Annotated in this window: 9 protein-coding genes; 8 read left to right on the forward strand and 1 reads right to left on the reverse strand. The window is 56.3% G+C overall.

Annotated features, from left to right (window positions below; genetic code table 11):
- Window positions 1–233 precede the first annotated feature (233 nt).
- The 8 genes from ACYZTW_RS03140 to ACYZTW_RS03175 all read left to right on the forward strand — a co-directional run bounded on the left by ACYZTW_RS03140 (window position 234) and on the right by ACYZTW_RS03175 (window position 11277).
- A complete protein-coding gene (locus tag ACYZTW_RS03140; protein WP_462003691.1) occupies window positions 234–2252 on the forward strand; it encodes a type VI secretion system Vgr family protein in 2019 nt (672 codons plus the stop codon).
- Window positions 2242–2979 (forward strand): DUF4123 domain-containing protein, encoded by a 738-nt coding sequence (locus ACYZTW_RS03145; RefSeq protein ID WP_462003692.1) that lies wholly within the window; start codon window positions 2242–2244, stop codon window positions 2977–2979. Before ACYZTW_RS03140 ends, ACYZTW_RS03145 begins: the two co-directional genes overlap by 11 nt.
- Window positions 2979–7757 carry an RHS repeat-associated core domain-containing protein gene (locus ACYZTW_RS03150; RefSeq protein WP_462003693.1) on the forward strand — a complete coding sequence of 1593 codons (4779 nt, stop codon included), beginning with the start codon at window positions 2979–2981 and terminating at the stop codon, window positions 7755–7757. The genes ACYZTW_RS03145 and ACYZTW_RS03150 overlap by 1 nt, the downstream gene beginning before the upstream one ends.
- Window positions 7758–7759: 2 nt before the next feature.
- The gene (locus ACYZTW_RS03155; protein WP_462003694.1) at window positions 7760–8110 is read left to right on the forward strand and encodes a hypothetical protein; all 351 of its coding nucleotides are present in this window, start codon (window positions 7760–7762) and stop codon (window positions 8108–8110) included.
- A gap of 100 nt (window positions 8111–8210) precedes the next feature.
- Window positions 8211–8720, forward strand: a complete 510-nt coding sequence (locus ACYZTW_RS03160) for a hypothetical protein (protein ID WP_462003695.1) — start codon at window positions 8211–8213, stop codon at window positions 8718–8720.
- Between the two features lie 92 nt (window positions 8721–8812).
- Window positions 8813–9451: a hypothetical protein gene (locus ACYZTW_RS03165; RefSeq protein WP_462003696.1), complete on the forward strand. Its 639-nt coding sequence runs from the start codon at window positions 8813–8815 to the stop codon at window positions 9449–9451.
- 371 nt (window positions 9452–9822) lie between these two features.
- Entirely contained in the window at window positions 9823–10146 is a 324-nt protein-coding gene (locus tag ACYZTW_RS03170) for a hypothetical protein (protein WP_462003697.1), read from the forward strand.
- Between the two features lie 294 nt (window positions 10147–10440).
- Entirely contained in the window at window positions 10441–11277 is an 837-nt protein-coding gene (locus ACYZTW_RS03175; protein ID WP_033055449.1) for a 23S rRNA (adenine(2030)-N(6))-methyltransferase RlmJ, read from the forward strand.
- Between the two features lie 125 nt (window positions 11278–11402).
- Here ACYZTW_RS03175 and msrA read toward each other — a convergent pair whose 3' ends face one another.
- The gene (msrA, locus tag ACYZTW_RS03180; protein WP_348134850.1) at window positions 11403–12050 is read right to left on the reverse strand and encodes a peptide-methionine (S)-S-oxide reductase MsrA; all 648 of its coding nucleotides are present in this window, start codon (window positions 12048–12050) and stop codon (window positions 11403–11405) included.
- Window positions 12051–12178 lie beyond the last annotated feature (128 nt).

Raw genomic sequence — 12178 nt, forward strand, 5'->3', positions numbered from 1 at the left:
GATAGCGCCGGATCATGCAACATTAATGTCGACTGATCCGGCGCAATCGCGAGCAGGCTCGCTCCCACATTATTTGGTGGTGGTTTTGAAGGAGTTGTCTGTAGCCAAATGCACTGATTTTTGAAGGAGAAATCTCTAAAAAAGTAGGGCAAATCTGATTCTCCTGTCCCTCCATCAATGCCCCTTGTTGCTCATGCAGAATCGCCCGCCTTCATTCTGCAGAGACACATCGGATGTTCGCTCCTGCCAATCAACCGCGTTTCACGTTGACGATCGAAGGCGTCCAGAATGAACTCAAGGTACTTGAGTTCTCGGGCACGGAAGCCATCAGCCAACCCTACCGTTTTGACCTGGAACTGGTCAGCGAACGGCCGGACATCGAACTCGAAAGCCTGCTGCATCGTCAGGCATTTCTGAGTTTTGATGCGCAGGGTGCCGGCATTCATGGTCAGATTTTTCGCGTTGGCCAGAGCGATTCCGGACAACGCCTGACGGGCTACCAAATCAGCCTCGTGCCGCGTCTGGCCTATCTGGGCCAGCGCATCAATCAGCGGATTTTCCAGCACAAAAGCGTGCCGATGATCGTCACGCAAATCCTCAAGGACCACGGCATCCAGCGCGATGCCTTCGAGTTTCGGCTCGGCAGCGATTACTCTCCTCGTGAGTACTGCGTGCAATACGCCGAAAGCGATCTGGCGTTCATCCAGCGGCTGTGTGCCGAGATCGGCATTCACTACCACTTTCAGCACAGCCTCGACGGGCACCTGCTGGTGTTTGGTGATGACCAGACGGTTTTCCCTCGTCTGCCCGAGCCGACGCTATACCTGCCAGGCAGCGGAATGGCGGCGAGTGCGCCGGCCATCAAACGTTTCAACGTGCGACTGGGAACCCGGACGACCGCGGTAACCCGTCGCGACTACGACTTCAAAAAACCTCACCTGCGACTTGAAAGCCGCCTCGACAGTGAGTTGCGACCGGTGCTTGAGGACTACCATTTTCCTGGCCAATTCACTGATCGCGAACACGGCAAACATCTGGCTCAACGAGCACTCGAGCGCCACAACGCCGACTTCCGTCAGGCGGAAGGTCGTGGCGACGAATCGGCGTTGGTCAGCGGGCACTTCCTGCACCTGGCCGAGCATCCGCGTCAGGCATGGAATGACCTGTGGTTGATCACCGAAATCGAACACCGTGGCCGCCAGCCGCAAGTGCTGGAAGAGTCGGTTACCAGCGACGGCCTGGATGATTTCCAGGGCTATCGCAATACCTTTCTGGCAACACCGTGGGACGTTTCGTTTCGTCCACCGCTGGGGCCGGAAAAACCACGCATGCTCGGCTATCAACCCGCCGTGGTCACCGGCCCGACCGACAGTGAAATCCATTGCGACGAGTTCGGTCGGGTCAAGGTTCAGCTGGCTTGGGACCGCGACGGTCAGCTCGATGAACACGCCAGTTGCTGGCTGCGCGTCGCCACCGGCTGGGCGCACGACCGTTATGGCAGCGTGATGATCCCGCGAGTCGGCATGGAAGTGCTGGTGGGATTCGTCGATGCAGATACCGATAAACCGCTGGTGATGGGTTGCCTGCCAAACGCCGCAACCCCGGTGCCGCTCGATCTACCCGCTGACAAAACCCGCAGCATTTTCCGCAGCCAGAGCAGTCCCGGTGGCGGCGGTTACAACGAATTGCGCATCGAGGATCGTAAAGGCGCCGAGGAAATCTACCTGCGCGCCCAGCGAAACTGGACTCAGCACGTACTGAATGATCAACAGGTGCAGGTCGATAACGCCCGCAGCATCGTCGTCACCGGCATCGCTCGCCATGAGCTGAAGGCCGACGAGCAACGCATCACTCATGGCCAGCGCCAGACCGAGGTGAAGCTGGATGATCATCTGGTGGTCGTGGGTGACCGACACATTCGGGTGACCAGTCAGGCGCTGAATGCCAGTCAGCAATTCCATGTCAGCGCCGGCCAGCAAGTGGTGATCGACGGCGGGGCCAGCGCGACGATTCAGGCGGGCGGGCAGTGGATCAACATTGGGCCGGGCGGGATCTTCAGCAGCGTACCGATTCAGGTCGGTGGCGCATTGATGCCGGCCATGGCCGCTGCGCCGAACTCGCCGGATACGCCGCTGAAACTTGTCGCTGTCCCGGCGGCGCTGCTGAGTGCCGCACAGATTCTGAGCCTGAAAAGCGACGCGCCGTTCTGTGAGGAATGTGAGCGCTGCAAGGAGGGTGTCTGTGCAGCCTGATGCTTTGGCCCCCCACGACTGGTTGGATCGCCAACCGCTCAAGACTTCCGAGCGGTTGTTCGCGGTTTTCAGCAACGCGAGCGCTGCTGAACCGTTCAAAGCCTGGCAGCGTTCGATTTCCGCTCAAGCACCCAGTCCGATCTGGGCCGACACCGCTTACGCCGAGTGGGAACCGGTGATGCCCTATGTCGGAATCGTCGCTGCGGGCAGTGAGTTTCTGGAGTGGGTTGCCAACACCGAATCTCGCGATTGGGGTTGGCTGGCGGTTTCTTCTGCCCCTCAGGAGGTGTTGGTCGAGCATCTTCGCAGCCTCACTCAAGTCCTGTTGCCCAACGGTAATGCGGTGTTTTTCCGGTTCTGGGACGGGCGTTATTTGCTGTCGATTCTTCAGTCTGCCGAGGTCAACGCTGCGCAGCTGATGCCGGTGATCGGGCGCTGTTTGATCAACGGCCAATCGGTCGAAATCGGTGGGCAAGCGCTGAACAGTTCCCGGGTTTTTCCGTGGTGGGAAGTTTCTGAATCCCTGCTCAAACACCTCGCTGCCGAGTCCGCGACTACTCGCATCAACAACTTACTGAAGTGGTTGAGTGAAGACCGCCCTGATCTCTATGAGGCGTTTTCCGAAAGCGTTTTGCGCCACAAGGTCGTGATCTTTCTTGAGACACCGGACCTGCCGCAAGCACCCAAAACAGCCTTGGCGGACTACCTGATGGCGGAGCTGAACTGATGGATCAGATCGTACGGATCGAGCAGGAGCTCGACAGTTTCCCAAACACCCTTTCCCTTTACCGCGAACAGTTGAAGCACTGGCTCAGTCGGGCGGCGGACAAGGCCAGTCACGTGGCTGATTTGCCTTCGCTGATGGGTATGGAGCGGATCATCAAGTTCGGAGATGCCAGCACTGCGGTGAGCAGTGGTGACGACGATTTTTTTTCTTCCGTCGTGCAATGCCCGAAGGGTGGAAAGCTAGAGATCGAGAGCAAGTTTGAATCGGTTTATGACATTCCCGTGGGGAATATTCAGGTTGATGTGATTGCGCTTGAGAACGGCGAAACGACGCTTGTCACGCTTGATGAAAATGGCAAAGGGACGTTCAAGGGGGACGAGGGCAAGTTCTACCGCATTCACGTCCACAACGAAGTCACATCGCAGCAAGTTGAAGATCTTTTCTCTTCCTACAACGGCCTGACGAAGGAACTTGAGAAATGGCTGCGTGATGAATGGAAGACATTCAAGCCGAAATGGTCGGAATCTTCTTCGGTTGCTGCAGGCAATGGAATGCTCGCGGGAAGCTGGGCGGCGATCGAGGGCGTGTGGGACGGCATCGGCCTGCTTTCGGACATCCTCAAGGATCCCGGGAAATTTGGTGAGCGGTTGGGCGAGAGCGCCACAGAGCTGAAGAAACTCGCGAAAACCGCTCCGGATGTCATGGAAAAGGCCCAACTATTGGCCAGTGACGAAGCGGCGCTGTGCCTACTGTTACGCACTGCCAGCCTCTGGTTGGACATGCTGCCGCCCGGCGAGATCGCTGGCAAAACCGCCGAAGCCGTGTCGACGATGGTGGTGCAACTGTTGATCGACATCCTGATTAGCGTCGTTCTGACGTTCGCTGCAGCGGGGGCGGGTATCGCCTATTTGACGATGCGGCTGGCTAATCGAGCTGCGCAATTACTCAGCGCTGTTCTGCGCCTCGTCAAAGCGATTTTCACGATCATCAATGGCTTCATCAGCTACGTCGAACGCTACAAAAAAGTCGCCGCGAGGGGCATCGCAGCCGGTATGAAAAAAGGCCGGATGCAACTGCGCTGGGATGCCAAGCGCAATACCACGCTCAAGCAAAACGAACACCACGACAACGTCCCGGATCAGGCGAAAAACCCCAACGGCGACAGCGCCGATTCCGCCGATAAAACCGCCACCAACAAATGCCCGGTTTCGATGGTCACCGGCGAGGAACTGCTGACCCTCACCGACGGTTCGCTGGATGGCATCCTGCCGTTCGACTTCACCCGGCTCTATCGCACCAGCGCCGCCGAGATCGATATCGGCCTCGGATTCGGCTGGAGTCACAGCCTCGCCCATCGACTGGAGGTCGACGGCGAATCCGTCATCTGGATCGACCACGAAAACCGCCGTACGACTTTTCCGCTGCCGAACCGCGAGCGCCCGGCGATCCACAACAGCCTGTCGCGGGCGGCGATTTATCTCGGCGATGAACCCGAAGAATTGATCCTCGTTCAGGCGGGTGACGACGCGCGGTTCTATCACTTTCGTAACGGTCGGCTGACGACCATCAGCGACGCTTACGACAACCGCCTGCGCATCACCCGCGACCGACAAGACCGCATCAAACGCCTCGACAATGGCGCCGGCCGTGCCCTGCGATTGCGCTATGACCGCAGCCATTTGGTCGCCGTCGACTATCAGGTTTTTGTCCCGGCCCAGACCCTCGACGAGGCTTGGCACACCGAGCAGACACTGGTCAGTTACAGCTACGACGAACGCGATCAGCTGATCGAATCCACCAACGCCGCCGGCGAAAGCGAGCGTTACGACTACGACGACCAACACGTGATTCTGCAGCGGCAACTGGCTGGTGGGGCGAGTTTCTTCTGGGAGTGGGAAAGGTCCGGCAAGGCGGCCCGATGCATCCGGCATTGGGCGTCGTTTACGCAGATGGACGCGCGCTATGTCTGGGATGACGAGGGCAGTGTCACCGTCCAGAACATCGATGGCAGTGAAGAGGTTTACGTTCACGACGATCGCGCGCGACTGGTGCGCAAGGTCGAGCTGGACGGTGGCGAACACCTCAAGGCCTACGACGACAACGGTCGGCTGATTGCCGAGCAAGACTCGTTAGGCGCCGTCACCGAATACCGCTATGACGAAGTCGGACGGCTGGTTGCGCTGATTCCGCCGGAAGACGAACCGACGGCCTACGAGTACCGCAACGGTTTCCTGCACGCACGGTTTCGCGGCAAAGCCGTCTGGAAATATCAGCGCAACGCCCAGGGTGACATCACGGAAGCGACCGATCCTGACGGTCATGTCAGCCACTATCACTACGACGAAAAAGGTCAGCTGCTGTCGATCCGTTACCCGGACAACAGTCGGCATGTGTTCGCCTGGAATGGCTTGGGGCAATTGCTCGAAGAAACGCTGCCGGACGGTGGCCAGCGGCGGTTTTCCTACGATGCGTTGGGGCGGCAGCTTACCCGTCAGGACGAACACGGTGCCGTTACCCACTACCAATGGGATGCCGTTGGCCGACTGATCCAGACGACGCTTCCTACAGGCGCCAGCCGCGCGTTCAGCTACAACGCCTACGGAAAAATCACCGCTGAACGCGATGAACTGGGCCGCGTCACCCGCTACGAATACATCGACGATCTGCACCTGGTCAGCCGCCGGATCAATCCCGACGGCACCCAGCTGAAGTACCGCTACGACAACGCCCAGCTGTTGCTCACGGAAATCGAAAACGAATCCGGCGAAAAGTATCGGCTGGACTACACGCCCAATGGCTTGATCCGACAGGAGACCGGATTCGACGGTAGCCGCACGGCGTATGCCTACGACCTCAACGGCCATCTGCTGGAGAAAACCGAGTTCGGTGAGGATGGCTCAAGACTGATTACAGCTTATGAGCGGGATTCGGCCGGGCGCCTGCTGGTCAAAACCCTACCCGACGGCATCAAGGTCGAATATCGCTACGACAGCCTCGGCCGACTGATCAGCGTCGACGACGGTCACGATCATCCGCTGGAGTTCGAGTACGACCAGCAAGACCGGCTGATCACCGAACACCAAGGCTGGGGCACGCTACGTTATGGCTACGACGCTTGCGGTCAGCTCAATCGCCTGCGCCTGCCGGACGGCAGCAAACTCGATTACCACCACGCCAAGGGTGGCGGGCTGACGGCCATCGACCTCAACGGCGCGCGGCTTACCAGTCACCAATTTGCCTTCGGTCGCGAGCAGCAACGCCAGCAGGGGCAGCTGCTCAGCGAATATGCCTACGACGATCAGGGCCGTCTGAAAGCCCACGCTGTCAGTCAACAGCACCAAACGCTGTATCGCCGCGACTATGCCTACAGCGCCAACGGCAATCTCGACAGCATCGCCGACACCCGTCACGGCCAACGCAATTACCAATACGACCCGCTCAACCGCCTGACCCGCGTCCGCCACACCCGCGACGACCCACCGGAAAGCTTCGCCCACGACCCGGCGGGCAACCTGCTGATGCAGGATCGTCCCGGCCCGACCACCGTCAAAGGCAACCGCCTGCTCATGCAAGGCGACCGCCATTACGACTACGACACCTTCGGCAACCTGATCCGCGAGCGCCGCGGCACCGCGCAAAAACGCGTCACCGAGTACCGCTACGACTGCCAACACCGGCTGATCGGCGCCACCCTGCCCAACGGCAGCCAGGCGACCTACCGCTACGACGCCTTCGGCCGCCGCATCAGCAAAACCGTCGACGGTAACACCACCGAGTTCTTCTGGCAGGGCGACAACCTCATCGCCGAAAGCAGCCGCGAGCATTACCGCAGCTACGTCTACGAACCCGGCAGCTTCCGCCCACTGGCCATGCTCGACGGCAAAGGCCCGCGCAAGGCTTGCCCGTTTTACTACCAGCTTGACCACTTGGGGACGCCGCAGGAACTGACGGATTACAGGGGCGAAATCGTCTGGTCGGCGAAGTACAGCGCCTACGGAAAAGTCACTCGCCTAGCGTTTGGTGGGGGAGAGCAGCTCGAGCAACCGTTGCGGTTTCAAGGGCAGTACTTCGATGCTGAGAGCGGTCTGCACTACAACCGGCATCGGTACTATGATCCAGAGGTTGGACGGTACCTGACGCCGGATCCGATCAAGTTAGCGGGCGGGCTGAACCAGTATCAGTACACGCCGAACCCGACGGGGTGGGTTGATCCGTTGGGGTTGAGCGGGAATTGCCCGCCACCGAATAAGCCCCGGTGTGGAGCGCCGGATGATACGACTGGCGTTAAGGTTGATGAGGGTGAGCCGGCGCTGCCGAAGCTGACGGGGGATCAGCGAAGAGCGCGTATCGATGAGCTGGCGGAAGCGAATGCATATCGACGTTTAGATGAGATGGAAAGGGCCACTCCAGGTGCTCATTTTCTAGAAAAACATGGCAAGCAAACTAGTTTGGCGTCGCAACGTGAGCGAGCAATGACCGGACGAAACCCTACAACGGGAGTTATTGAAAGATACACAAGCGGGAGAAAGACTGGTCAGCCAAAGATCCCTAGTGCTGCGACACGTTTTATCAGTTATAGAGATCAGTTGAACGCTATTCACCGTGCTCAGCTAATATTCAGGCGTAATGGTCATGCTGCATCTAAAGAGCCAATGAATATGGGTAAGCAAATAGGCGAGGGGTACAAACGAGGTGGTTTGGTCTATGGCAAACAAACAGACGCAGTCGTCATACTAGATAGAGCCGGTGCTCCTATAACAACTTATGCGGATTTTTGAATATGAAACGCCAACCTAAGCTTTCTATCTTGCGCGGCCTGCTTTTTCTATTCGACATTGACAATGTTGATGACGTTGAAAGAGAAGAGATAATAGTTTCTAAAAACGTTAATGATGAGGCGGAGCTCGCTGAGTTGTTCGATATTCTAATGAGGCCAGAATTCACTGCTTATAGTGACAGTGATCGCGAGTGGTATATCGATACATTGATTTATTATTTGGGATTGGAGGAGGACTTTGATTCTGTTTTTGATAAATTGACAACTTATTTTGATGACGAGGTTGAAGATCAACGGAAATTTATGCAGGTCCTTCTGCAATGCCTGTTGCGATATCAGGCTGAAATAAAATAAAAATTATGCGGTTCTAAAATAAATAAATCCGCCCCGTTTTTTTAATGTGCTGCTGGGCCGTTTGAAATGATATCAGTCGAAAAATGATGGAGCATGAATTATGCCTGAAGTTATTGAGGGGAGATGGTCGTTTAATGATTTCAAACGTTGGACTTGTGGAGAAACAGACGCAGCGTTGTTTGACGATGACTACGCGGAGGATCCTGATGCAGTTGATATGAATATTTTAGGAGAGTGCGGTGATGCAGGCATTTTAGAGTTGATTTCGAACCCGAGCTGTAGGGCTCGATCTTACTTTGCTGATCTGTTAGCTCTCAGTCTATGCAATGTGTTTCGGTCTGACAGGGATCTGCCATTTCATTTTTCTCGATTTCTAGGGATTAAGTCTCTAGAAGGCTACATGTCGGAAGTTGAAGAAGTGACGGTGCGTGTTTACGAGGCGTGTTTGGTGATCGATAGTATGAAAAATATCACTGATCCTGCTATTCAATCGTTATACAAACAAATTATGGATTTTAGGCATGCTAAAACTAGCAGTGTGCTTGAGTTCTATTGGGACTGTCGGAGAAAAACAGATCTCAGTTTGTTTGAAACTGATGCGGATAGTTAAGCAGTGCGAGTTAGGTCTATTGCTCTCCGTCGGAAATTCGTCCCGGTTTTGTACTTGATTAGATGGATTCAGCTTTTTAGAGGTTGGTTATTTTGTTGAAGGTTGTTGAAAAAGAAAGCACTGCATCATTGCGTGAGCGAATGGATAGCGCCGGATGCGTGTTCAAGTTTGTGGTTCTTTCACCGGAATCTGAGATTGAAGCTGGTGAAAGCATGCATCGACAGGCGTTGATAGCGCTTCATGAGATGCTGATGACAGAGGCGATGGAGTGGCACGAAAATCTCATCAAAGATCCAAAATATGAGGATTATCCGGAGCCCCTGATTAGTTGGGATTTGGAAAATGCCATAGCTACTCCACTCAGTCGGGATGAGGTGCGGCATCTGACTTCCACTGATAAAGACGATATTTTTGAGCGATTAGCGCTATACGCCTGCTTTGTAAATCCTCCGTATCGTGCTCGGTTTAAAGGGGGGGAGACAGAGGCACAGTCGGTTTTTCTCAAATGGTGCGAACTCCTTGGGTTAAGCGAAATAGATGATGTCTCAGTGGTGAATTGGGTCGAACGGCTCAATACAGGTCTGCATGGTTATGACGACACCATTGAACGTGTCGAGTCATGGAGCAATTATTTTGATGCAGGCTTGGAGTGGTGGGGAGTGTGGTGTCTCACGATCTGGAATCCCAAGCGTCGAACTATTAGCGCGTTGATTGCTAGCACCACAGACTGATTCAGCTGTTTAGAAGTCTCGGAACAATCGCGAAATTTCTGGGCAAGGTCGTCGGAAGTTTCCTTCAATCTGCGGCGGTTTCCATGAACTGGTGTGGAATGTTTTCCATCGATAGTCTTTGGTGGTCGCTGAAAGCTCAGTGGCAGGGTGTAGGAACCCTTCAAAGTCGTTGGAAATGTACTAGCGTCGAAGCTTGGTTTGCGGCCGTTAACGTGCGTCCGTAAGATCAGTTGCGGCGGTTATGCGCGGGCACGCTTCGGCGTGGTCGAGTTTTCCAAAGGCCTCGATATTCCTACCCCGCGCATAACTGCCACCCTAGCCTGTAGGAAGGCTGATGGCAGTTCCTATTTGTTGCCTTTGGAACTTGAAGAATGAAAACCCTTACCCCCGATCCACCCTACGTAAAACCAACCCCCCATCCCCAAAGCCGTTTCATGGCGCTCACCAGCAATTGCGACGACATGCCAACCCTGTTCGTCGACACCCAAGCGCCGCTGGATGTTTTGTATGACGCTGCCAGCTACCGAATTCGCGCCGTCACCCAAGTGATGGAGAACTTGTCCATGCGCGGTTCGATCGAGTGTCAGTCCTTCATTCTTAGTGATTTTGCTTTGCTCTGTGCCATTCCGTTGCGGGATGGGTGTGATGTGCTGGATGTTCTTGGGCGGCGGTTGCGGGCGCGGCCTTCGGAGTAGGTTTAAGGCTTGAGATCCATCCCCCTCACCCTAGCCCTCTCCCCGAGGGGCGAGGGGACTGACCGAGGTGTTTGGGGAATTTGCTGCGACCTGCGACTGCAAGGTGAACTTGGCTTGGCCAAGCTTGAGTTCACTTTGATCGTTCAGGTCGATGGAGGCCGAGAGATCGCCAAAATCAGTCCCCTCGCCCCCTGGGGAGAGGGTTAGGGTGAGGGGGGCTTTGCCCGCTCAGCCGCGAACCCCTGACGTTCGCCTCGGTACAAGGTAAACTTCCCGCCCTTCGCAGGAGCAATCATGAATTATCGTCACGCCTTCCATGCCGGCAATCACGCCGATGTGTTCAAACACCTGACTTTGACCCGCATCATCGCTTTGATGTCGCGCAAGGAGCAGCCGTTTGCCTATCTCGACACTCACGCCGGCATTGGTCTGTATGACCTGCAGGGTGATCAGGCGAGCCGTACCGGTGAGTACCTGGAAGGTATTGCGCGTTTGTGGGATCAGCCGGATCTGCCGGCGTTGACCGCCGATTACATGAAGGTGCTGCACGACATGAACCCGGATGGCCAGTTGCGCTATTACCCGGGGTCGCCGGAGTTGGCGCGGCGTCTGACGCGGCCGCAGGATCGGGTGATGCTCAACGAGAAGCACCCGGAAGACGGTGTGTTGCTCAAAGATAATATGGCGGGCGACCGTCGGGTGAAGGTGCATCTGGGTGAAGGCTGGCATGTGCCGCGTGCGATGTTGCCGGTGCAGGAGAAGCGGGCGGTGATGTTGATTGATCCGCCGTTCGAGCAGCTAGATGAGATGCAGCGCTGCGCGGCGTCGCTGAAAGAGGCGATTGGCCGGATGCGGCAGACCGTGGCAGCGATCTGGTACCCGGTGAAGGACCAGCGCATGTTGCGTCGTTTTTATCAGGACCTGGCGGGCACGGGCGCGCCGAAGTTGTTGCGCGTCGAGTTGCTGGTGCATCCGCTGGATACGCCGAACAGTCTGAACGGCTCGGGGCTGGCGATTGCGAATCCGCCGTGGGGGCTGGAAGAGGAATTGCGTGAACTGCTGCCTTGGTTGTCCAAGAAGCTTGGGCAGACCCAGGGTGGTTGGCAGATGGATTGGTTGATTGCCGAATAGGGTCAATTGACGAGCAAGATCAAAAGATCGCAGCCTCGTTTCACTCGACAGCTCCTACAGGGGAATGCATTTCTCTGTAGGAGCTGTCGAGTGAAACGAGGCTGCGATCTTTTGCTTTTTGGGGTTTAGATCGGGCAAGTCACGCCTGTACCGCCAATCCCGCAATACCCTTCCGGGTTCTTGGCCAGGTACTGCTGGTGATAAGCCTCGGCGAAGTAGACCGTCGGCGCTTCGTCGATTTCAGTGGTGATCGTGCCTTTCCCAGCCTTGGTCAACTCAGCCTGGAACACTTGCTCGCTGTGCTTGGCCGCCGCCAGTTGGGTCGGATTGGTGGCGTAGATCACCGAACGGTACTGGGTGCCGATGTCATTGCCCTGGCGCATGCCCTGAGTCGGGTTGTGCAGTTCCCAGAACATCTTCAGCAGCGCTTCGTAGCTGACTTTTGCCGGCTCGTAGACCACCAATACCACTTCGCTGTGGCCGGTCAGGCCCGAGCAGACTTCTTCATACGTCGGGTTCGGCGTAAAGCCGCCGGCATAACCCACAACCGTGCTGACTACGCCTTCGCGCTGCCAAAACTTGCGCTCTGCGCCCCAGAAGCAGCCGAGGCCGAAGATCGCGAAATCCACGTCCATCGCGAATGGGCCCAGCAGCGGGGCGTCGTGGACGAAGTGTTTTTCCGGCAGGTTCATCGGGGTTTCACGGCCAGGCAGAGCTTGTTCTTTAGTCGGGAGCACGTTTTTGTTCACCAGAATTTCCGAGCGCAGAACCATGATCAGTCCTCTCAGTCAGGTTGAGATGTAAATAAACAGGCTGCCAGTGTGCCCAATGCTGCCAAGTTACGCACTACCCCTGTGCCCTTGTGGGAGCGAGCCTGCTCGCGATAGCGGAGTGTCAGTGA

The organism is Pseudomonas sp. LB3P25 (assembly GCF_054897985.1).